Below are 21994 nucleotides of genomic sequence, written 5' to 3' on the forward strand. Positions count from 1 at the left end.
AACCAGTCGTCATCCAAACACCTTATCCCCGATAAAACCACACAAACACAATTCCAATGCATCGTGTCTTTATGACCCAGACAACGCCAGAACGTTCCCACAGCCCACGCTTGCCGGTTTCGGAAAGCGGCAAATCAAGCTATTTACAGGCTCGTCGTCTTTAACGCTCTTCTGTACGTGATTACAGCCATTTGTAGTGAGTATCTATCTGTTACAATCTTGAAATTATACGACGTTGTCAGCCGGTATGCCGCTGACCTTTTATTAATTGCACCGATAAAGAGATTACATCATGAGTTTGTCACCGGAACAGCGCCGGGAGTACCGGGCCATTGCCCACAACCTCAAGCCCGTCATCATTGTTGGCGACAAAGGCCTGTCCGAGGGGCTTCAGGATGAACTGGACCGCGCCCTGAACGATCACGAGCTGATCAAGATCAAAGTAGCCAGCCAGGATCGCGAAGCGCGCCAGCAGGCCATCGAGGCTCTGTGCGAGAGCTCCAAGGCCGAGCTGGTGCAAACCATCGGCAAAATTGCCGTTATCCTGCGCCGGGCCAAGAAACCGAATCCGAAGCTGTCCAACCTGCTTCGAACCAAATAATCGGCAGATAAAAAAGCCGGCCTGGATATTAATTCCACGCCGGCTTTTGTTGTTGCCAGAAATCGCTTAGATGTATTCCACCTCAGAGATTTCGTACTCCACGGTGCCAGACGGAATCCGGATGGCCACCACATCACCCTCGCTCTTTCCGATCAGAGCACGGGCAATCGGTGAGGATACCGACAGCTTACCGGACTTGATATCCGCCTCATCTTCGCCAACGATCTGGTATTTCACTTCTTCGTCAGTGTCCATATTCACCAGGTGCACTGTGGTACCGAAAATCACCTTGCCGGTGTTTTCCATAGCGGTGACATCGATCACCTGAGACACCGACAGCTTGCCTTCGATTTCCTGAATACGACCTTCGATAAAGCTTTGCTGCTCGCGAGCGGCGTGATATTCAGCGTTTTCCTTGAGGTCACCGTGCTCCCGGGCATCAGCAATGGCCTGAATGACCCGGGGGCGATCTTCGGACTTCAGTTTTTTCAGCTCTTCACGCAAACGGGTTTCACCCGTCTGCGTCATGGGTACTCTGTCAGCCATAATCTTACTTCCCTGCGTGCAGGTCCTGGAGGCGACGAACGGTGCGCTCCGGACCAAATTTGATCGCCCGACAGAAGGCTTCGCCACCTGCCAGAGTCGTTGTGTAGGTCACCTTGGTCTGCAGCGCCGACTGGCGGATTTGCGCCGAGTCCGAAATCGCCTTGCGACCTTCAGTGGTATTGATAATCAGCTGTACCTGGCCGTTTTTGATGGCGTCAACGATGTGGGGACGACCCTCACGAACCTTGTTAACACGCTCCGCGGTGATACCCGCCTCTTTCAGTGCTTTGGCCGTGCCCGTGGTGGCAATGATCTTGAAACCGGCATCCACCAGTTCACGGGCCACCTGGGCGGCCCCGGGTTTGTCGACATCCCGGACCGACATAAACGCCGTGCCCTCACGAGGCAAGCGCTCACCAATGGCCAGAGCGGCCTTGGCAAAGGCTTCATCAAAGCTGTCGCCCAGCCCCATCACCTCACCGGTAGACTTCATCTCCGGGCCAAGGATCGGGTCAACCGACGGGAACTTGTTGAACGGGAACACCGATTCCTTCACTGCGTAATAGGTCGGCACAATTTCCTGGGTGAAGTTGAGCTCTTTCAGGGTCTTGCCGGACATCACCCGGGCGGCAACCGCAGCCAGCGAAACGCCGATGGCCTTTGACACGAAAGGCACCGTGCGAGAGGCCCGTGGATTCACCTCGATGACATAAATCATGCCATCCTGCCAGGCCAACTGCACGTTCATCAGACCGATAACGTCGAGTTCGATGGCCATTTTCTTCACGGCCTCGCGCATCTCATCCTGCACATCTTTGGGCAGACTGTAGGGCGGCAGCGAACAGGCAGAGTCACCGGAGTGAACACCGGCCTGCTCGATATGTTGCATGATGCCACCGATCACCACATCAGTGCCGTCACAGATGGCGTCGATATCCACCTCTATGGCAGCGTTCAGGAAGTGATCGAGCAAAACCGGGCTGTCGTTGGAGACCAGCACGGCATTGCGCATGTAGCGCGTCAGCTCGGCTTCATCATAGACGATCTCCATGGCGCGGCCGCCCAACACGTAGGACGGGCGTACCACCAGCGGGTAACCGATTTCGCGAGCGGCCACAATACCTTCTTCGTGACTGCGTACCGTCGCGTTCTCAGGCTGGTTCAGGCCGAGGCGCTGAATCATCTGCTGAAAACGCTCACGGTCTTCGGCCCGGTCGATGGCGTCCGGGCTGGTGCCGATGATGGGCACGCCAGCGGCCTCCAGGCCACGAGCCAGTTTCAGCGGCGTTTGACCACCGTACTGAACAATCACACCCTTGGGTTTTTCGACGTTGATGATCTCCAGCACGTCTTCCAGGGTGATTGGCTCGAAGTACAACCGGTCAGAGGTGTCATAGTCGGTCGACACGGTCTCCGGGTTGCAGTTGATCATGATGGTTTCGTAGCCGTCTTCGCGCATGGCCAAAGCCGCATGTACGCAGCAGTAATCAAATTCAATACCCTGACCAATACGGTTGGGACCACCGCCGATGACGACGATTTTGTCACGGTCAGTTGGCTCCGCCTCGCACTCTTCCTCATAGGTGGAGTACATATAGGCAGTGTCGGAAGCAAACTCGGCTGCGCAAGTGTCTACCCGCTTGTAGACCGGACGGATACCCAGGTCGTGGCGCAGTTTGCGCAGACTGCCTTCCGACAGTCCCAGCAACTTGGCCAGGCGGGCATCAGAGAAACCTTTACGCTTTAGGCGGAACAGGGTGGCGTGATCGATATCAGCCTTGCCCGCAGACTTCAGCGCCTGCTCCTCACGAATCAGATCTTCAATCTGCACCAGATACCAGGGGTCCACCTTGGTGTGCTGGAACACGTCGTCGACCGACATGCCGGCACGGAAGGCGTCACCGATGAACCAGATCCGCTCGGCGCCCGGCACGTTCAGTTCACGGGTGAGGGTTTCCCGTGAATTTTCGCAGACCAGATCGTCCAGCTGTTCATCAAAGCCATCAGAGCCCACTTCCAGACCGCGCAGAGCTTTCTGCATGGATTCCTGGAAGGTGCGGCCAATGGCCATCACCTCGCCCACTGACTTCATCTGGGTGGTCAGTCGGGCATCCGCCTGCGGAAACTTTTCAAAGGTGAAGCGGGGAATCTTGGTAACCACATAGTCGATGCTCGGCTCGAACGACGCCGGGGTCACGCCCCCGGTGATTTCGTTCTGCAGCTCATCCAGGGTATAACCCACAGCCAGCTTGGCCGCCACTTTGGCAATCGGGAAGCCGGTGGCTTTGGACGCCAGTGCCGAGGAACGGGACACCCGCGGGTTCATCTCGATAACCACCATACGGCCGTCGTCCGGGTTAATCCCGAACTGTACGTTGGAACCGCCGGTTTCCACACCGATTTCACGCAGAACCGCCAGCGAGGCGTTCCGCATAATCTGATATTCTTTGTCCGTCAGCGTCTGGGCCGGCGCTACGGTGATGGAGTCACCGGTGTGCACGCCCATGGCATCGAAGTTTTCGATGGCGCAGACAATGATGCAGTTGTCGTTCTTGTCGCGGACAACCTCCATCTCGTACTCTTTCCAGCCAATCAGGGATTCGTCGATCAGCAGCTCATTGGTCGGGGAAAGGTCCAGACCACGGGTGCAGATTTCTTCGTACTCATCTTTATTGTATGCAATACCCCCGCCGGAGCCGCCCATGGTAAAGGACGGGCGGATAATGCACGGAAAACCGATGTCTTTGTTCGCTTCCCAGGCTTCCGCCATGGAGTGCACAATCGTGGCGCGCGGGCATTCGAGGCCGATTTTCCGCATCGCCTTGTCGAAACGGTCACGGTCTTCGGCTTTATCGATGGTATCGGCATTGGCGCCGATCATTTCCACGCCATGCTTGTCCAGAACGCCGTGTTTTTGCAGATCGAGCGCACAGTTGAGCGCGGTCTGACCACCCATGGTGGGCAACAGGGCGTCTGGCTGCTCTTTCTCGATGATCTTTTCGACCGTATTCCAGGTGATCGGCTCGATGTAGGTGGCATCGGCCATGGTCGGATCGGTCATGATGGTAGCCGGGTTGGAGTTCACCAGAATGACCCGGTATCCCTCTTCCCGCAGGGCTTTACAGGCCTGAGCTCCAGAGTAATCGAATTCGCACGCCTGCCCGATCACGATGGGGCCGGCGCCCAGGATCAGGATGCTTTTGATGTCGGTACGTTTTGGCATGTCTTGGTAAACCTGTCAGCAACTTTTGAATTCTTGCAGCGCAAAACGCGGCGCCTGTGCGTTATCCGTGGTGATCAGCCCTCAGGCGGATCGTGCCTGCATCAACTGGATAAACTCGTCAAACAGCGGCGCCACGTCATGAGGACCGGGGCTGGCTTCCGGGTGACCCTGGAAGCTGTAGGCCGCCTTGTCGGTCCGACGGATTCCCTGCAGGGTGCCGTCAAACAGCGACTTGTGGGTCGCCTGCACGTTCGCGGGCAAGGTCGATTCGTCCACCGCAAAACCGTGGTTCTGGCTGGTGATCATCACCGTACCTTTGGCCAAGTCCTGCACCGGGTGGTTGGCGCCGTGGTGGCCGTGGCCCATTTTCAGGGTTTTGGCACCACTGGCCAGGGCCAGCAACTGATGCCCCAGGCAGATGCCGAACACCGGAATCTCGGTTTCCAGCACCTCTTTGATCGCCGTGATGGCGTAGTCGCAGGGCTCGGGGTCGCCCGGGCCGTTGGACAGGAAGATGCCGTCCGGATTCATCGCGAGCACGTCGGAGGCCGGGGTTTGCGCAGGCACTACGGTGACGTCGCAGCCACGGGCCGCTAGCATCCGCAAAATGTTGTACTTTACGCCGTAATCCCAGGCCACCACTTTGAATCGGGCCTCGGTTTGCTCGCCGTAACCGGTGGCCAGATCCCACTCGGTCTGGCTCCACTGATAAGCCTTGTCGCAGGTGACTTCTTTGGCAAGGTCCATGCCTTTGAGACCCGGAAAGGCTTTGGCCAGTTCCAGCGCGCGCTCGGCGGTGGCGTTGTCGCCGGCGACGATGGCGCCATTCTGGGAACCCTTATCCCGAAGAATGCGCGTCAGGCGGCGAGTATCGATGTCCGCAATGCCAACAATGTTGTTGCGTCGCAGGTAGTCGTCGAGACTGCCCTGATTGCGCCAACTGCTGGCGACCAGGGGCAGATCACGGATGATCAGCCCGGCGGCGTGAATGCGGTCAGACTCCACGTCTTCCTCGTTGACACCGGTGTTGCCGATGTGCGGGTAGGTCAGGGTGACCATCTGGCGTGAATAAGACGGATCGGTCAGGATTTCCTGATAGCCGGTCATGGCAGTGTTGAACACGACCTCGCCGCTGGTTTCTCCGTCTGCGCCAATGGCGGTGCCGTAAAAAAGGCTTCCGTCTGCGAGTGCAAGGATTGCTGGTGTACTCAAGGCTTGTATCCTCATCGAGTGGCGTAAGTTCGTCACGAACAGGAACGCAAGCGCATATTCAGGTTGCAAAAAAGCGAGACAGAGTCTTAACCCGGTCCCGCTTTCTTATAAACTTTTCAAAGGTACGCTTGGTGCAGTTAAATCGCCCCATTGTAAGAAATCTGGCGATTTTTGTCCACGACCATTAACCCTTCAGGCTTAAAACGTCCTGCATGTCATACAAACCGGCTGCTTTACCGTCGAGCCATAACGCGGCGCGCATGGCACCTTTGGCAAAGGTCATCCGGCTGCTGGCCTTGTGGGTGATTTCGATGCGCTCGCCTTCGGTGGCGAACAACACCGTGTGATCGCCCACCACATCGCCGGCACGAATGGTTTCGAAGCCAATTTCCTTGCGGGTACGCTCACCGGTGAAACCTTCGCGACCGTAGACGGCACACTCCTTGAGATCACGACCCAACGCATCGGCGACCACTTCGCCCATCCGCAAGGCGGTACCGGAGGGCGCATCTTTCTTGTGGCGGTGGTGGGCCTCGATGATTTCGACGTCGTAGTCATCACCCAGCGTCGCCGCGGCGGTTTTCAGAAGGTTGAGAACCACGTTAACGCCCACACTCATGTTGGGCGCAAAGACCACCGGGATGGACTCTGCCGCCAGGGCAAGCTGCGCTTTCTCGGCATCGGTCAGACCGGTGGTGCCAATGACCAGCATTTTACCGTTGGCCTTGCAGAATTCCGCGTTTTCCAGGGTCAGGTCCGGAAAAGTAAAGTCGACCAGCACGTCAAAGTCGTTTTTCACCTCTGCCAGACTGCCAGCCATGTGCACGCCGGTTTTGCCAACACCGGTCATTTCGCCCGCGTCGGCGCCAATCAGGCTGCTGTCGGGCTCAACCACCGCGGCGCCCAACTCAAGCCCCTCGGTGCCGTCGACCGCCTCGATCAATACTTTACCCATGCGCCCGGCGGCGCCAATGATTGCTACCCGCATCTGCTCTGCCCTCAGAATTTCATTTCGTCGAAGAAGCTTTTCACGCCCTCAAACCAGGAGGTTTTCTTCGGCGCATGATGGGTGCCGTTGGTGCCATCCAGAGTTTTCTGGAACTCGTCCAGCAGCTCTTTCTGACGCTTGGTCAGATGCACCGGCGTTTCGATTGTTACCCGGCACAGCAGGTCGCCGGCGGGGCCACCGCGGACCGGGCTAACGCCCTTGTTACGCAGACGGAACAGCTTGCCGGTTTGGGTTTCCGGCGGGATTTTCAGTTTTACCCGGCCATCCAGGGTCGGCACTTCCAGCTCGCCACCCAGGGCTGCATCCACGATGCTGATGGGCACCTCACAATACAGGTTACGGCCATCACGAGTGAAGATAGAGTGCTCGCGCACCGCCATCTGCACGTAAAGATCGCCAGGAGGCCCACCGTCCACACCCATTTCACCTTCCCCGGACAGGCGAATGCGATCACCGGTATCAACCCCCGGAGGCACTTTCACCGACAGAGTCTTCTCCTGCCTGACCCGACCCTGGCCGTGACAGGACTTACACGGGTTCTTGATAACCTGGCCAGCCCCCCGACAGGTAGGGCAGGCCTGCTGCACGGTGAAGAAACCCTGCTGCATCCGCACCTGCCCCATACCCTGACAGGTACCACAGGTCTCGGGACGAGAACCTTTCTCGGCACCGCTGCCGTCGCAGGTATCACATTCTTTGTGGCCGGGAATGTTGATCTTGACAGTTTTGCCCTTGACCGCTTCTTCCAGGTCAATTTCAAGCGTGTAACGAAGATCGGCGCCGCGGGTATTTCGACCACGACCACCGCCGCCACCGAAAATATCGCCAAACACATCGCCGAAAATATCGGAGAAGCTGCCACTGCCGCCGCCACCGAAACCACCTCCGGCCTGACCGTCTACGCCGGCATGACCGAACTGGTCGTAGGCGGCTCGCTTGCTGGAATCCGCCAGAATTTCGTAGGCTTCGCTGGCATCTTTGAACTTATTCTCAGCGTCAACGTCGTCCGGGTTACGGTCCGGATGGTATTTCATCGCGAGCTTTCGGTATGCCCGCTTAATGTCCTTCTCGTCCGCGTCCCGGGATACGCCGAGTACTTCGTAATAATCGCGCTTGGCCATGCTTTAAAACCCTGTTATATAACGAGGAAAACGCGAGTCTTGCTCGCGTTTCCCCAACTGCCTGATGTACTTCGGATTTACTTCTTGTCGTCGTCTTTGACTTCTTCGAACTCGGCGTCGACAGCGTCGTCAGCTTTTTGCGACTGACCTTCCTCCTGGCCGCCTGCCTGCTGCTCCTGCGCAGCCTGATCCGCGTACATCTTCTGAGCCAGCTCGGAAGACACTTCGGTCAGTTTCTGAGTCTTGCTCTCGATGGCTTCCTTGTCAGAACCGGTCAGCGCTTCCTCGAGGTCTTTGATCGCGGCCTCAATGGATTCTTTCTCGCTGTCAGTGACCTTGTCTGCCGCATCGGTCAGCGTCTTGCGCACGGCGTGAACCATGGCATCGCCCTGATTACGTACCTGCACCAGCTCTTCGAACTTGCGATCTTCGTCAGCGTTGGCTTCGGCATCACGAACCATCTTTTCGATTTCATCATCGTTCAGACCGGAAGAGGCCTTGATCACGATAGACTGCTCTTTGCCAGTCGCCTTGTCTTTGGCTGACACGTTCAGAATGCCGTTGGCATCGATGTCGAAGGTGACTTCGATCTGCGGCACACCGCGCGGAGCCGGCGGAATGTCGGCCAGGTCGAAACGGCCGAGCGATTTGTTCTGCTGAGCCTGCTTACGCTCACCCTGAACTACGTGGATAGTTACAGCCGTCTGACTATCATCTGCCGTAGAGAAGGTCTGCGACTTCTTGGTCGGAATCGTAGTGTTCTTGTCAATCAGCGGGGTCGCCACACCACCCATGGTTTCGATACCCAGGGTCAGCGGGGTTACGTCCAGCAGCAGAACGTCTTTCACATCACCGGAGAGAACGGCCGCCTGGATAGCAGCGCCCATGGCCACAGCTTCATCCGGGTTAACGTCTTTGCGAGCTTCTTTGCCGAAGAACTCTTTCACTTTCTCCTGCACCAGCGGCATACGGGTCTGACCACCAACCAGGATAACCTCGTCGATTTCAGACGCTTTCATGCCAGCATCCGTCAGCGCCACCTTACAGGGCTCAAGGCTGCGCTGGACCAGATCTTCCACCAGGGATTCCAGCTTGGAGCGGGTCAACTTGACATTCATGTGCTTGGGACCCGACGCATCGGCCGTGATATACGGCAGGTTCACGTCAGTCTGCTGGCTGCTGGACAGCTCGATCTTGGCTTTCTCACCCGCTTCTTTCAGCCGCTGCATAGCCAGGGAGTCGCCGCGCAGGTCGATGCCACTGTCTTTCTTGAACTGGTCTGCCAGGAATTCAATGATTTTCAGATCGAAGTCTTCACCACCCAGGAAGGTATCACCGTTGGTGGCCAACACCTCGAACTGGTGCTCACCGTCAACGTCTGCGATTTCGATGATGGACAGATCGAAGGTACCACCACCCAGGTCATATACCGCGATGGTGCGATCACCGGTCTTCTTGTCCATACCATAGGCAAGGGCAGCAGCGGTCGGCTCGTTGATGATTCGCTTCACATCCAGGCCGGCAATCCTGCCGGCGTCTTTGGTCGCCTGGCGCTGACTGTCATTAAAATAAGCCGGAACAGTGATGACCGCCTCGGTTACTTTTTCACCCAGGTAATCTTCTGCCGTTTTCTTCATCTTCTTGAGAATTTCAGCAGACACCTGTGGCGGCGCCATTTTATCGCCTTTCACTTCAACCCAGGCATCACCGTTATCTGCCTTGGCAATTTTGTACGGCACCATCTTGATGTCTTTCTGGACTACATCGTCTTCGAAACGACGACCAATCAAACGCTTGATGGCGTAAAGGGTGTTGTGCGGGTTGGTCACCGCCTGACGCTTGGCGGACTGGCCGACCAGAATTTCACCGTCATCTGTATAGGCAACGATGGACGGGGTGGTGCGATCACCCTCGGCGTTTTCAATAACCTTCACCTTGTCGCCATCCATGATGGCTACGCAGGAGTTGGTGGTTCCCAAGTCGATACCAATAATTTTGCTCATCGAATCACTCCAAATCTTTCTGAATGCTGTCCCGGGATAAGTACCCGGATTTTGCTGGTTACTCGCTATATTGGCGCTTTAATCAGAATTTCAAGCCTGCTCGTCGATTTTTGGTGCACTTTCAGCCTTAGCCACCACTACCATGGCTGGCCGAACCACACGACCATTCAACAGGTAACCTTTCTGCACCACCGCCACCACACTGTTGGGTTCGGCATCTGGCGCTGGCACCATCGACATAGCTTCGTGCCGGTTCGGATCAAATGGCTCGCCGACCGGATTCAATTGCTCAACATTGAACTTTTTGATGCTGTTCATGAACAGATTGAGCGTCATTTCCACGCCTTCCCGAATGGAGGCCACCAACTCGCCGGCGTTCTCCTGCCCTTCGGTGCTTTCAACTGCTTTTTCCAGACTGTCCGCGACCGGCAGAAGTTCTTTAACAAATTTCTCCACGGCGAACTTATGCGCTTTTTCAACATCAATCTCTGCACGGCGACGGACATTTTGCATTTCTGCCTGGGCGCGCAGCGCCTGGTCCTGATGTTCCTGCAGCTTGGCTTTCAGAACCTCAAGCTCGGAAGCTTCGGCCGAACCGGAAGAATCTGCGCCACCGGTCTGCTCGGCAGTGGGGTCCACTGCCTCATTAAGTTCATCTATCTGTTCGTTGCGCTTATCGTCAGCACTCATGACAACTCCTGATGGATTTTCCCAGGACCCGAAGGCCTGCGGCTGAATGAGCCCGCCTGAAACGGCAGGAAAATACGGCTTTGCGAACGAATATGGGGCCCACCCGTCAGGTTTCAACCTTCAGCAGTGCATTCTTTATGTTTTTCAGCCATGGATGATTTGCAAACAGGAAAAACACTGTATATATTCACAGCAACTGTATGAAACCACAGTACCAGAAAATCATTCAGAGACTTTCCAGCTCTGATCGGAGGTGATCGGCATGCTCATTCAACTTACGGTATCCAACTACGCCATCGCTGAGCGGGTTAACCTGCATTTCAGCAAGGGCATGACGGCCCTGACCGGAGAAACCGGTGCCGGCAAATCCATCGTTCTGGACGCGCTCGGCCTGGCCATGGGCGGTCGTGCCGATGCCGGAGCTGTTCGCCACGGAGCCAAGCGTGCCGATATCACCGCGAGCTTTGATATCACCCGTATTGCGGTAGCGCGCCAGTGGCTCGAAGAGCACGAGCTCGATGACAAAGATGACTGCATCCTGCGCCGGACCATCAGCAAAGACGGTCGATCAAAAGCCTTTATCAATGGTCGTCCCTGCCCGCTGTCTCAGCTTAAGGAGCTTGGCGGTCAGTTGATGGACATTCACAGCCAACATCAGCATCAGTCACTTCTGCAAAAAGACACCCACCGCAAGTTACTGGACGAGTTCTCCGGTTCAGACAATCTTGCAGAACACACCCGTAACGCGTGGAAAAGTTGGAACCAGACACGCCAAAAGCTGGACTTGCGGCGCCAGAATGCCGACGAAGCCGAGGCAAAATTGCAACTGTTGCGTTACCAGGTCGAAGAACTGGACAGACTGGCCCTTGAAAGTGGCGAACAAGAAATTCTGGAGCAGGAACAGGCCCAGCTCAGCCAGGCCGACGCGGTGCTGCACAGCAGTCATCAGGCAGCATTGTTCTGCACCGAAGATGACACCAATGCAGCCGACCTGCTCCGACAAGCGCTGCAGCAACTGGAACAGTTACCGGTAGATGTGCCTGCGCTGGCAGACACCATCCAGATGCTGACCGAGGCGCAAATACAGATTGCCGAAGCCGGAGATAACCTTCGCCACTTTGTTGAAGATTATGAAGCCGATCCGGCCCGACTCGCCGAGGTGGAAGAGCGCCTGAGCGCCATCTATCAGATGGCTCGCAAACACCGCATCACTCCCGAAGAGCTGCCCGAACTGCACCAACGCCTGGATCGTGAACTGGCGGAGCTGGATGGCGGCGAAGGCAGCCTGGAGCAACTGGATATCGAGCTTGGTAAACAGCGGGAGCAATTCGATGAGCTGGCGAAGCAGCTGAGCGAAAAGCGCGAGCAGGCAGCGGCAGAGCTGGACCAGCGCATTGCCGCCGAACTGGTTCAGCTGGGCATGCCCGCGGTGCAGTTTGTGACTCGACTTGGCCGCAACAGCAACGATGAGCCGGCACCGCACGGCATGGAAGACATAGAGTTTCTGGTCAGCGCTAATCCGGGCCAACCCGCCCGACCACTGGCAAAAGTCGCCTCCGGGGGCGAACTGTCGCGGATCAGCCTCGCCATTCAGGTAGTCGTGGCTCAGACCTCAACCACGCCAACCCTGGTGTTCGACGAAGTTGACGTCGGCATTGGCGGCGGTACCGCCGAGGTGGTGGGCCGCCTGTTGCGATCACTGGGCAGCAACGGCCAGGTCCTGTGCGTTACCCACCTGCCACAGGTCGCCGCCCAATGCCATCAACACCTGTTTGTCAGCAAATTCACTGAGCAGGATGCAACCTACTCACGCATTGAGCCACTGGACGATCAGGGAAGAATCAGCGAGGTAGCGAGAATGCTGGGAGGCGTAGACATGACTGAGCATACCATTGCCCATGCCCGGGAAATGTTTGTAAAGGGTCAGGCGACCCATCACTGAATTGCTTCCCGCTTCGGAGAACACTTGGGGCCGGCATTTGCTGGCCCCTTTTTTGGCTTACTTCTTATCGGACTTTAAAGGTTTAACGTAGAGAATCAGGCTGTGATCAACAATTTCATAGCCGTGCTCCAGGGCAATCTTCTGCTGACGCTCTTCTATGATCTCGTCAACAAATTCGACCACTTCACCGGTTTGAGTGCAAACCATGTGATCGTGATGGTCATCACCGGCCATCTCGAACACCGCATGGCCACCCTCAAAGTTATGACGCAGCACAAGGCCGGCAGCCTCGAACTGAGTCAACACTCGATAGACGGTTGCCAGGCCCACATCGTCACCGTGCTCCAGAAGCTTCTTATACACGTCCTCAGCACTCAGGTGATGCTCTTTAGCACGTTCCAGAATATTGAAGATCTTGACTCTCGGCAGAGTTACCTTCAGACCGACCTTTCGTAATTCGGCGTTTTCAGATGGCATGTTACTATTCACTCGTTGGTGTGCCTTACGGCTTCCGGTATGATGAAGCCGCCGTTCAACGGACAACCCGTTTCACACCTGCTTCACGCAGGCGATTTCAAGATAGAGGATTTCCCCCGGCGATGCAAAAGCTCACAGCTATCGTTCTTATTAGCATTTTATCCTTGGCCGGCTGCGCCTTTCCCGGCGTTTATAAAATCAACGTTCAGCAGGGAAATATCGTCACCGACGAAGAACTGAAAAGCTTGTCTGAGGGCATGCCGAGAAGTCAGGTGCACGCCGTGATGGGTTCACCCCTGATGCTCAACCCGGTGGACCCTTCCCGGGAATATTATGTGTACACCTTCCAGCGTCGGGGCGGTGACATCAAAGAGCAGCGCATCATCGTCTACTATGACGGTGACGAGTTCAGCCATTACGAAGCGCAATTGCTCGACGAAACACCAGCTTACTGACCGCGGCCTTAGCCCTTCCTGTTGGCCCGGTTGAGCCGGGCCTGCTTCGGATCGATCTTTAAAGGGCGGTACAGTTCAACCCGGTCACCATCACGAAGTTCGTGCGCAGCAGGGTCTTTGATGACCTTCCCGAACACGCCCATGTCAATTGCATCCGGGTCGATTTCCGGAAAGATTGAGGTAATTCCGGATAACTTCACCGCTTCAATCGCAGTCGTGCCCTCAGCAACCTGAACCTCGACAATCTGCTGTTTCTCAAGGCGCGCGAAGGCAACTTCCACCCGCATCAGGCCAATCCTCCCCGGTAAATGTCATCAGCGCGACGGCAAAACGCATCAACCATGGTTGTGGCCGCCTGATTGAACACCGGCCCGAAGGTCATTCTGGACAAGGAACTCGAAAACTCGAACTCCAGGGTGAGAATGACCTTGCAGGCATGATCATCCAGGGCCCGAAAATGCCAACGACCTCTGAGATTTTTCAACGGCCCGTCCACCAGACTCATTTCAATTGTTTCCGGCATCAACAACTGATTGCGCGTGGTTAGGCGGTGGCGCACACCGCCCTTGGCTATTTCAAGGGAGGCCATAATTTCTGCATCTGTCTGTTCGTGCACTTCGGCCCCCGCGCACCAAGGTAAAAATTCCGGGTAGCGTGCAATATCGTTGACCAGATGGAACATGCGTTCAGCCGAATGCATAACCAACGCGGTTTTATCAATCTGATGGGCCATGAAAACCAGGATTCCTGCGCGTTAAAACCATTGAGCCCGGCCGATTCAGCAGCGCCGGTTACACACTATGATAAAGGATATCGTCCCCGGCAGGGATGTTTTCAACCGGCTCAGACGCCGGATTACCTTGTCCGGGCTGCGGCCCGGAGGTTTCTGAGCCTCTATTCGGTGCTGACTGCCCGTCACCTGGCTCTTCATCTTGCGATGGCTGCACGGACTCCCCTGCCACATCTTCCTGACCACACCAGATTGCCGCGCTGCCGTTATTACACAGATTCGACAGCGAGAACATCGTGTATTGCAGCCCGATCCAGGCAACCACAACCGGCAGGACCAGGCGCATGACCCAATACCAGATTTTCCGGATGATCACCGGCGCAGGGCCGAGAATACTGGCCGTGTATAGCCGGGTGAGACACCAGCCGGCGAAGGTGGCAATCAGAATTGCCACCAGCGGGACCAGTATCCCTCCGGTGAGCAATTCCAACCATCGAAATGCCGTAGCACCAACAAACTGAACATCTGCCCACAGATTGAACGAAAACAAAGTCGCCAGGCCAGCCGCCCAGACTGCAACGCCGGCAAGCACCGCGGACCAGGCCCTCGGAGCGCCGATCCATTCACGAAACCAGCCAACCACAGGCTCAAGCAATGAGATAGCGGTCGCCCAAACGATCATCACCACCAAAAGAAAAACAGCCGTAATGACCACCTGGCTATAGGGCAGTTGCGCCAGAGTCACCGGCAGCGACACAAACAGCAAACCAAACCCTCGCTGACCGTCCAGAGCGGCGCCATCCAGCGCCACCGAGAACATCATCAGGCCGGCCATGATGGCGACCAGCGTATCCATCAATACCACCGCAAGCACCGAACGTTTAAGCCGGGTGTGCGATGTGCTGTATGCGCCGAAGATTGCCCACACACCCATACCCAAGCCCAGGGTATAGAACGCGTGGAATAAAGCCGCCTGGACACTGTCAAAACCAACATCAGCTGGTCTGAGCGCCAGAATGTGCTCTACACCTGCGTCCAGCCGGCCATGACTGGCCGACAAAGCAAACAACGCCAGCATCAGCAAAAGTGCGCAAGGCACAATTATGCGTAGCGATCGCTCAAGCCCCTTCACGACCCCTTGGGCTGACACCCAAACCACAAGGATCAGGAAAAACGCATGCCACGCCATGAACTCCCGGTAACGCCCAGGATCGGAGACGAAATCCGAAAGAATACCGGTTGCCGATACCTGCGTCGCGGTACCAAAGCGATCGGTCGCACCGAAGAATACATACGCCAGGACAATGCCGCCAAACACCGCGGTAAAAGACAGCACCAGAAATGCCGCAACCACACTGAGCGGCCCGGCCAATCGCCACAGGGAAGAGCAGCCAGCGCTTTTGACCAGCCCATCCATCGCCAACACAATACCATGGCGCGAGTGCCGACCGATCACGGCTTCAGTCACCATCAACGGCAAGGTTACCAGTAGCAGGCAGGCCAGATAGAGCAAAATAAACAGGCCGCCACCATGAATACTCGCAAGGTACGGAAACTGCCACAGGTTGGCCAGGCCCACGGTTGCACCAACCGAAGCCCAGAAAAAGGTGGATTTTCGGGTAAACGACCCGATCGATGTGTGATACTTGCCCAGCATTCCGATCCCTGACAAACAATGGCGCCTCATTGTAGCCGAACACATGGCACCTGAACGACCCGCACTTCCGGCCCATCGGTGAAATCGTGACCCGCCCGGCAGTCCTGAGCTACAATGCGCGTTTTGCCGGTCAACGTACATCACGCCGGCATACACATTCTTCCGATCCCGGACAGGATTCATGAGCAAGAAGAAAGCAAGCGGACCAACCAGCAGCACCATCGCCCTCAACAAAAAGGCGAAACACGAGTACCACATTGAGGACCGGTTTGAAGCGGGCCTCGCTCTGCTGGGCTGGGAAGTGAAATCCCTGCGCGCCGGCAAGGGCCAACTGGTAGATGCCTACGTGCTTCTCAAAGATGGCGAAGCCTGGCTGCTGGGCGCGCATATCATGCCCCTGAATGCGGCCTCCACCCATGTCATCGCGGATCCGACCCGTACTCGCAAGTTGCTGCTGCACGCCAAAGAAATCGCCCGAATCGTCGGTCAGGTCAGTCAGGACGGCTACACTTGCATTCCGTTGGCGATGTACTGGAAACAGAATAGAGTGAAGTGCGAAATTGCCCTGGTTAAAGGCAAGAAGCTCTTCGACAAACGAGCCACCGAGAAAGAGCGCGACTGGAACCGCCAGAAGCAGAGAATCATGCGCGACGCCAACACCTGAGCCTCGCTCTGTCGCATTCGCCCCCTCTTTCCGTCCTGCCGAATCCCTCCTATACTCGAATGTTAACTCTGATCCGGCCCCGAAAGCAGTAACCAGGCGGCCCCATTATTCGGTACATGGCAAAGGGAGGGCTTATGGTACCTAAAAGGACAGCGATGACGTCGGTCGATCGCGCCTGGCTACGCATGGATACCGCGGAAAATCCGATGATGATTTCCGGAGTGCTGATACTCGAGCACCCCATATCCATCAAACGGCTGAAGCACACGCTGGAAGAGCGTTTTCTGAAGTATCATCGGTTTCGACAGCGGGTGGTGGAAAAAGGAGACCGGGCCTACTGGCAAGATGACACACTGTTTGATCTGGATAACCACCTGCACCGCATCGCCTTACCCGGCAAAGCCGGCAAGGAAGAGCTCCAGGCCCTGGCCAGCGACCTCAATAGCACTTCACTGGATTTCCGCCGGCCGCTCTGGCAAATGCATTACATTGAAAACTATCAGGAAGGCGCCGCGCTGCTGATACGAATACATCACTGCATCGCCGACGGTATTTCACTGGCGCGGGTACTGATGTCTCTCACCGACCGCACACCAGAGCCGAAGCTGAAAAAATTTGCCGGCCTGCGCAAATCGGTAAAACCGGAAGGCCGTGCCACCTCACGCTTTCTGCATCGGCTGGTAGACAGCGGTCAGGCCGGCTGGCAACAAGCCAGCCTGTTTCTGGCTTCGGTACGCCACGATCCCAATTATCCACTGAAGCTGGCGGCCACCGCCGGCGGCATTGCCATGGACCTGGTGAAACTCGGGTTTGCGCCGGCTGAACCCGACACCAGCCTGAAGCGCCAACTGGTGGGACGAAAGAAAGTGGGTTGGGCCGAACCGCTAGTACTGGCTGAGGTAAAGCAGTGCGCCAAAATCCTGGGGGGAACCGTTAACGACGTTCTGTTGTGCGTCGCCACCGGAGCACTGAGCCGCCACTTCGCCGAACAGCAACAGCCGGTTCCCGACTGCGGCATCCGTGTGGCGGTGCCCTTTAACCTGAGGCCCCTGGACCAACCGATCGACACCCTGGGCAACCGGTTCGGAATGGTCCTGGTGAACCTGCCCATAGAAGTACTCGATCCGATCATGTGTTTCCGCCAGGTGCGGGAAAACATGAACCGGCTGAAGCGCTCCTACCAGGCGCAAGTCACTTTCAGCCTGCTTGACCTGTTCGGGCGCGGCCCGGATGTCATCGAGCGGCGGGCGCTGGAGTTGCTCAGCAACAAAGCCTCGGCAGTACTCACCAACGTGCCTGGCCCCCGTTACGCCGTCTATCTGGCGGGCAGCAAGCTGATACAGCCTATGTTTTGGGTGCCCCAGAGCGGCAACATCGGCATTGGCATGAGCATTTTCAGTTATGCCGACACTGTGCAGTTCGGCATAACCGTAGACAAGGGCATTCCCGCAGAGCCAGAAGCTGTTATGCGATACTTCCAGGAAAGCTTCCAGGCCCTGTACCAGGCCGCTCTGGCAGAGGAACAAGACACTGATATACGGCATGCGTCCTGAGCGAGATAGGTACAAATAATGAACAGCAGAGAAAAAGAACCCTTGAAGTACGCCAATGCGGACACATATACTACGGCATAAGGGGACGACATGGCTTCGACGCTGGTGGCGAACCCTTGGGTGCATGTCGAGATGGCAGCCAATCTCGTTAATCCAAAGCTGCAACGCAATAGTCGCAAACGACGAAAACTACTCACTAGCAGCGTAAGCTGCTAGTCGTCCTGACTGGGTCGCCCGTAGCCCAGAGCTACATTTCAGGACGTCATCGCTTACGGGATGCTCCGTTATCCAGAGTTCACTGGCTAGCGGCTAAGATTTAAAGAACTCGCCTCCTGCACCCTGGCCTTCGGGTCGCTTGAGGTTAAATCAATAGAAGGACACAAACATGTAGATCTCAAGGCATAGTGCTGGCGGACGCGGGTTCAATTCCCGCCGTCTCCACCAAACAAAGATTTAGCCGGACTTCACCGGAACCTAAATCACCATCAAAAGCCCCGCCAGTCGGGGCTTTTCTCGTTTTAGCCTTCCTGAATATTCCAACTTGTACCGCTGGAATCCAGATATTTTTGTGGGTATGGTTGTGGGTATAAATCGGGCGCATTCACGTTTGCCCATACCCATACCCACAATGGAAGCGGGAAGCCATGAGCAGAGCGGCCAACAAGCTGACAGACACCGCGGTAAGGAATGCCAACACCGAAGGCAAGCCACAACGGAAACTTGCCGATGGCGGAGGGCTAACCCTTGTCGTTAAGCCTGACTCTAAGGTCTGGTGGTTCAGATACCGCTACAGCGGAAAAGAGAGAACCCTAACCATCGGCAACTACCCGGCTGTCAGCCTAAAGCAAGCCCGCGCCCAAAGAGACGAGTCGAAGCGCATGCTGTCGGAAGGTATCGATCCAGTTACCCACCGGGCTACCAATAAAGCCGAACGGATCGAAGCCTCCGCCAACAACTTCAAAGCCGTGGCCCTCGAATGGCTGGAGCACGTACACAAAAAATCAGTTGGTAACACCACATGGAACCGTAACGAGCGCCGGTTAGAAATGTATGCCTACCCGAAACTAGGCCGCCACCCGATGGCTGAAATCGAGCCAACCGACGTTTTGCTTGTCCTACGAGAGATTGATAGAGCGGGCCACCTGGAAAGCGCCCACCGGGTAAAAACCTTGATAGGCCAAGTATTCCGTTACGCCGTGAGCACGGGCCGGGCCAGCAGGGACGTTACTGCAGACCTTCGCGGCCTTCTACCGCCGGCCAAGCCAAAGCACCACGCCGCCGTAGTGACTCCCAACGAGATAGCCGAGCTACTCAAAACCCTAGATGGCTACTGGGGAACGCCAACCGTGCGCAAGGCCCTGACCATGGCCCCTTATGTTTTTCTACGCCCCGGCAATCTTCGCCAAATGCGCTGGGATGAAATCGACTGGGATGCTGCCTCCTGGACAACAGAAACCACAAAGAACGGGGAGTCACTGGTAGTTCCACTCGCCCGCCAGGTAGTCGAGCTATTGCGAGAGCTTCAGGAAGTCAACGGGAAGTCAGAATGGGTGTTCCCGAACGGCCACAGCCGGGGCCGTCCCATGAGCGAGAACGCAATAACCGGGGCCCTGAAGCGCATGGAGCTAAAGGACATAATGACCGGGCACGGCTTCCGCGCCATGGCAAAGACAGTTCTAACTGAACGGCTGGACTTCCGGACGGAAATCATAGAAATGCAGATGGCCCACCGGGTGGCCGACACACACGGCAGAGCCTACAACCGCACCACTTGGCTACCAGAGCGTCGGGAAATGATGCAGCAATGGGCCAATTACCTGGACAGCCTGAAGAAGCTGGACAACAACGTGACACCCATTCGACAGGTCGCCGACTGATAGGTTTCCAAGTTGGGCAACCACAAAAATTATAAAGAAACACCAAAGAGGGAGCGCCGTGCGAGATTACTATTATCTGACCGAACTGAATAAATTCCCTTTTCCACTTACCTTGGATTATGTTCTGCACCTTGGGGCTACCGGCAGGCTGAAAATGTATACATTTGTTGACTCCTGGGCAATCCTTCACGCTTTGGAGACTGGCGAAACTAGAGGCGAAGAGAAATTTTATCTGCGACTTGATTTATCAAGCCTCGCAGAGATCGAAAAACACTACACATACTGGGCCAGCCAGCCAGAAACCGTTCGTGAGAGAACGTCGCCGCTCTGTAGTTCAGTCGCGGTCAATATTGGCTTCATTGACGAGAGAGTTGATGGCCTGATAACAAACGACACACCATTCTTTGAAGAGGCAAGTGCCCCCTCCAAGGTAAGACTACATGACAAGTCCAAAGAGGTTGTCATGTGCCACTCGAGCGAAATTCTTTGTTGGGGGGATGACTTGAAACGCCTAGCAACAGAGCCTGACACCCTCCAGCAGGAGCCAGAGCAGACCACAACTGCAAATTCCGAAGAACCGGATACTCAAAGCTCAGACGCTCGCTCTCTAACAGGAGCCCTGGCAACTGGGGAGCTACCTCACTTGGAAGCCCTTCTGCGGGCCTGGCGCACTTACTGGCAAAATGCAGACAGAACTGACCGGAGTGCCTGTCCCAAAAAAGATGATGTGAAAGCCTGGCTGATGAAGGAGGGATTAAGCGCAAAAAACGCAGACGCCGGAGCCACGATAATCAAACCACAATGGGCCTTAGATAAGGGCTGGTAAAATCACCCCTACACCCCTCCCTGGCCTTGCAGCTCATGAGCTTGAGCGCCGACCTACACCCCTTCCCCTGCACCCCCTACACCTGCAAAAAGCCCACCGAGCATTAGAAGATTACCCCGAACCTAACCGGAACCAAGGGGTAATCCGAAATGACTGCACAACCGATCTCCACAGAAGACACCCGTCAACACATTGATCGCATGTTGCGCCGTAAGGAAGTGGAGGCCATTACAGGTCGCAGCCGCAGCGCAATCTATGAAGGCATGTCCACCGGCACCTTCCCTAAACCTGTAAAGATCGGTGCCCGCGCAGTGGCGTGGCCGGAATCAGTAATCCGTAACTGGATAGCTGAACGCATGGAAGGAGTCCAGGCATGAAAAAGGCACGCGCCTCCGAAGGGGCAAGGCACCAGTCCCTTAGCCGCTATAGCACCACCGACAGCTATCCAGACCGGCTAGAAGCCATACGGGTAGCTGTGCTGGAGCACGACATAGAGCCCGAAAACATGGATGCCCTGCTATCACGCCTTCCTGATGCCGAAGGCAAGCCGCTACGGTTCGGCACTGCCCGCAAACCCCGCAGCAAAAACGGATGGCTGATTGCCTACTTTGACCGCGGCCTGCCCTTTGTCGTTATCGCCGGGGACTGGAGCACCGGGGCTGAAATGAAGTGGGTCGCCCATTCCATGGACACCCTGACGGCGGAAGAACAGCGAGAGCTGAGATGCCGGATGGCTGAGGCACGAAAAATCCGGGAGGAGGAACAGGCCAGGCGATGGGAAGCCAGAGCCGCCGCGGCCAGCCGCCGTTGGCGATCATGCCCACCGGCCGACCCAGAACACCCCTATCTGCTACGCAAAGGCATACAGCCCCACAGAGCCCGCCAGCAAGACGGAGAGCTTGTGTTACTGCTGTCGGATTTCAGCGGCAAGAGCTGGAGCCTGCAAACCATAGGCGAGGCCGGAGGTAAGCGCCTGATGGCTGGCGGCAAGAAGTCCGGTCATCTCATCGTAGTGGATGGCCCCAACGACCCCGCCCGCGTTCTGATCTGTGAAGGCTGGGCCACGGGCTGCACCTTAGCAGAGATAGATCCAGCCGCCCTGGTATTGGCCGCCGTGGATTGCTCCAACCTGCAAGCCGTAGCAACCGGGGCCCGTAACCACTGGCCCGATGCTGACCTGATTGTTTGCGGCGATGACGACCGCCAGACACCGGGCAACCCAGGAGCCGCAGCCGCACGAGCCGCAGCATTGGCAGCCGGGGCACAGCTTGCCCTACCGGAATGGCCGCCAGCGGCACCCCTGCACCTTTCCGATTTTAACGACCTGCACAACTGGCAGAGGGGGCAGCGATGAGCCCGGACTCTCGTTTTGTTGAGGGAACAGAAGGAACAGAGAGTACAGGCAGCC

20 protein-coding genes and 1 other RNA gene are annotated in these 21994 nt (G+C 56.4%); 10 read left to right on the plus strand and 11 right to left on the minus strand.

The annotated features are described in order from the left end of the window. Positions 1-292 precede the first annotated feature (292 nt). On the plus strand, positions 293-601 hold the full coding sequence (yhbY, locus tag C7H08_RS07895) for a ribosome assembly RNA-binding protein YhbY (protein ID WP_106671192.1): 309 nt from the start codon (positions 293-295) through the stop codon (positions 599-601). A 66-nt stretch (positions 602-667) separates the two neighbouring features. Here the strand turns inward: yhbY and greA are convergent, their stop codons facing one another. The 7 genes from greA to grpE form a co-directional block, all read right to left on the minus strand. Further along, the gene (greA, locus tag C7H08_RS07900) at positions 668-1147 is read right to left on the minus strand and encodes a transcription elongation factor GreA (protein WP_106671193.1); all 480 of its coding nucleotides are present in this window, start codon (positions 1145-1147) and stop codon (positions 668-670) included. A gap of 4 nt (positions 1148-1151) precedes the next feature. Continuing rightward, positions 1152-4370, minus strand: coding sequence for a carbamoyl-phosphate synthase large subunit (carB, locus tag C7H08_RS07905; RefSeq protein WP_106671194.1), 3219 nt, complete (start codon positions 4368-4370; stop codon positions 1152-1154). Between the two features lie 81 nt (positions 4371-4451). After that, entirely contained in the window at positions 4452-5582 is a 1131-nt protein-coding gene (gene carA / locus C7H08_RS07910; RefSeq protein WP_188445180.1) for a glutamine-hydrolyzing carbamoyl-phosphate synthase small subunit, read from the minus strand. 184 nt (positions 5583-5766) lie between these two features. After that, entirely contained in the window at positions 5767-6570 is an 804-nt protein-coding gene (gene dapB / locus C7H08_RS07915; protein WP_106671196.1) for a 4-hydroxy-tetrahydrodipicolinate reductase, read from the minus strand. A gap of 11 nt (positions 6571-6581) precedes the next feature. Further along, a complete protein-coding gene (gene dnaJ, locus C7H08_RS07920; RefSeq protein ID WP_106671197.1) occupies positions 6582-7712 on the minus strand; it encodes a molecular chaperone DnaJ in 1131 nt (376 codons plus the stop codon). Between the two features lie 77 nt (positions 7713-7789). Next, the gene (gene dnaK / locus C7H08_RS07925; RefSeq protein ID WP_106671198.1) at positions 7790-9715 is read right to left on the minus strand and encodes a molecular chaperone DnaK; all 1926 of its coding nucleotides are present in this window, start codon (positions 9713-9715) and stop codon (positions 7790-7792) included. A 90-nt stretch (positions 9716-9805) separates the two neighbouring features. Then, a complete protein-coding gene (gene grpE / locus C7H08_RS07930) occupies positions 9806-10405 on the minus strand; it encodes a nucleotide exchange factor GrpE (protein WP_106671199.1) in 600 nt (199 codons plus the stop codon). Positions 10406-10667: 262 nt separating this feature from the next. Between grpE and recN the strand changes: the two genes are divergently transcribed. Further along, positions 10668-12347, plus strand: a complete 1680-nt coding sequence (gene recN, locus C7H08_RS07935; RefSeq protein WP_106671200.1) for a DNA repair protein RecN — start codon at positions 10668-10670, stop codon at positions 12345-12347. A gap of 57 nt (positions 12348-12404) precedes the next feature. On the opposite strand, the gene fur is transcribed toward recN, so the two are convergent. Then, complete coding sequence (gene fur, locus C7H08_RS07940; protein ID WP_106671201.1) at positions 12405-12824, minus strand: ferric iron uptake transcriptional regulator; 420 nt, start codon at positions 12822-12824, stop codon at positions 12405-12407. Positions 12825-12946: 122 nt separating this feature from the next. On the opposite strand from fur, the gene C7H08_RS07945 reads away from it, so the two are divergent. After that, positions 12947-13279: an outer membrane protein assembly factor BamE gene (locus C7H08_RS07945; RefSeq protein WP_106671202.1), complete on the plus strand. Its 333-nt coding sequence runs from the start codon at positions 12947-12949 to the stop codon at positions 13277-13279. Between the two features lie 8 nt (positions 13280-13287). Here the strand turns inward: C7H08_RS07945 and C7H08_RS07950 are convergent, their stop codons facing one another. The 3 genes from C7H08_RS07950 to C7H08_RS07960 are packed head-to-tail and all read right to left on the minus strand — an operon-like array spanning position 13288 to position 15666. Beyond that, positions 13288-13566 (minus strand): RnfH family protein, encoded by a 279-nt coding sequence (locus C7H08_RS07950; RefSeq protein ID WP_106671203.1) that lies wholly within the window; start codon positions 13564-13566, stop codon positions 13288-13290. After that, complete coding sequence (locus tag C7H08_RS07955) at positions 13566-14012, minus strand: type II toxin-antitoxin system RatA family toxin (protein WP_106671204.1); 447 nt, start codon at positions 14010-14012, stop codon at positions 13566-13568. Before C7H08_RS07955 ends, C7H08_RS07950 begins: the two co-directional genes overlap by 1 nt. Positions 14013-14070: 58 nt before the next feature. Then, a complete protein-coding gene (locus tag C7H08_RS07960) occupies positions 14071-15666 on the minus strand; it encodes a sodium-dependent transporter (protein ID WP_106671205.1) in 1596 nt (531 codons plus the stop codon). 181 nt (positions 15667-15847) lie between these two features. On the opposite strand from C7H08_RS07960, the gene smpB reads away from it, so the two are divergent. The 7 genes from smpB to C7H08_RS07995 all read left to right on the plus strand — a co-directional run bounded on the left by smpB (position 15848) and on the right by C7H08_RS07995 (position 21940). Beyond that, on the plus strand, positions 15848-16330 hold the full coding sequence (smpB, locus tag C7H08_RS07965) for an SsrA-binding protein SmpB (RefSeq protein WP_106671206.1): 483 nt from the start codon (positions 15848-15850) through the stop codon (positions 16328-16330). A gap of 155 nt (positions 16331-16485) precedes the next feature. Further along, positions 16486-17883: a wax ester/triacylglycerol synthase family O-acyltransferase gene (locus tag C7H08_RS07970; RefSeq protein WP_227663151.1), complete on the plus strand. Its 1398-nt coding sequence runs from the start codon at positions 16486-16488 to the stop codon at positions 17881-17883. An 81-nt stretch (positions 17884-17964) separates the two neighbouring features. After that, positions 17965-18327: a transfer-messenger RNA gene (ssrA, locus tag C7H08_RS07975) on the plus strand. 200 nt (positions 18328-18527) lie between these two features. Continuing rightward, positions 18528-19760, plus strand: coding sequence for a tyrosine-type recombinase/integrase (locus C7H08_RS07980; protein ID WP_106671208.1), 1233 nt, complete (start codon positions 18528-18530; stop codon positions 19758-19760). A 58-nt stretch (positions 19761-19818) separates the two neighbouring features. Continuing rightward, positions 19819-20586, plus strand: coding sequence for a hypothetical protein (locus C7H08_RS07985; protein WP_106671209.1), 768 nt, complete (start codon positions 19819-19821; stop codon positions 20584-20586). 149 nt (positions 20587-20735) lie between these two features. Further along, positions 20736-20963 (plus strand): helix-turn-helix transcriptional regulator, encoded by a 228-nt coding sequence (locus C7H08_RS07990; protein WP_106671210.1) that lies wholly within the window; start codon positions 20736-20738, stop codon positions 20961-20963. After that, the gene (locus C7H08_RS07995) at positions 20960-21940 is read left to right on the plus strand and encodes a toprim domain-containing protein (RefSeq protein ID WP_106671211.1); all 981 of its coding nucleotides are present in this window, start codon (positions 20960-20962) and stop codon (positions 21938-21940) included. The genes C7H08_RS07990 and C7H08_RS07995 overlap by 4 nt, the downstream gene beginning before the upstream one ends. Positions 21941-21994 lie beyond the last annotated feature (54 nt).

This window comes from Marinobacter halophilus (genome assembly GCF_003007685.1).
GTDB classification, from domain to species: Bacteria; Pseudomonadota; Gammaproteobacteria; order Pseudomonadales; family Oleiphilaceae; genus Marinobacter; species Marinobacter halophilus.

Coding starts and splice junctions, on each gene's coding strand:
- grpE (WP_106671199.1), bottom strand. CDS start 10,405: ATGAGTGCTGACGATAAGCGCAACGAACAGATAGATGAACTTAATGAG.
- C7H08_RS07950 (WP_106671203.1), bottom strand. CDS start 13,566: ATGCGGGTGGAAGTTGCCTTCGCGCGCCTTGAGAAACAGCAGATTGTC.
- C7H08_RS07990 (WP_106671210.1), top strand. CDS start 20,736: ATGACTGCACAACCGATCTCCACAGAAGACACCCGTCAACACATTGAT.
- C7H08_RS07960 (WP_106671205.1), bottom strand. CDS start 15,666: ATGCTGGGCAAGTATCACACATCGATCGGGTCGTTTACCCGAAAATCC.
- C7H08_RS07970 (WP_227663151.1), top strand. CDS start 16,486: ATGACGTCGGTCGATCGCGCCTGGCTACGCATGGATACCGCGGAAAAT.
- yhbY (WP_106671192.1), top strand. CDS start 293: ATGAGTTTGTCACCGGAACAGCGCCGGGAGTACCGGGCCATTGCCCAC.
- C7H08_RS07955 (WP_106671204.1), bottom strand. CDS start 14,012: ATGGCCCATCAGATTGATAAAACCGCGTTGGTTATGCATTCGGCTGAA.
- dnaJ (WP_106671197.1), bottom strand. CDS start 7,712: ATGGCCAAGCGCGATTATTACGAAGTACTCGGCGTATCCCGGGACGCG.
- smpB (WP_106671206.1), top strand. CDS start 15,848: ATGAGCAAGAAGAAAGCAAGCGGACCAACCAGCAGCACCATCGCCCTC.
- C7H08_RS07980 (WP_106671208.1), top strand. CDS start 18,528: ATGAGCAGAGCGGCCAACAAGCTGACAGACACCGCGGTAAGGAATGCC.
- fur (WP_106671201.1), bottom strand. CDS start 12,824: ATGCCATCTGAAAACGCCGAATTACGAAAGGTCGGTCTGAAGGTAACT.
- dapB (WP_106671196.1), bottom strand. CDS start 6,570: ATGCGGGTAGCAATCATTGGCGCCGCCGGGCGCATGGGTAAAGTATTG.
- dnaK (WP_106671198.1), bottom strand. CDS start 9,715: ATGAGCAAAATTATTGGTATCGACTTGGGAACCACCAACTCCTGCGTA.
- greA (WP_106671193.1), bottom strand. CDS start 1,147: ATGGCTGACAGAGTACCCATGACGCAGACGGGTGAAACCCGTTTGCGT.
- carB (WP_106671194.1), bottom strand. CDS start 4,370: ATGCCAAAACGTACCGACATCAAAAGCATCCTGATCCTGGGCGCCGGC.
- recN (WP_106671200.1), top strand. CDS start 10,668: ATGCTCATTCAACTTACGGTATCCAACTACGCCATCGCTGAGCGGGTT.
- C7H08_RS07945 (WP_106671202.1), top strand. CDS start 12,947: ATGCAAAAGCTCACAGCTATCGTTCTTATTAGCATTTTATCCTTGGCC.
- C7H08_RS07995 (WP_106671211.1), top strand. CDS start 20,960: ATGAAAAAGGCACGCGCCTCCGAAGGGGCAAGGCACCAGTCCCTTAGC.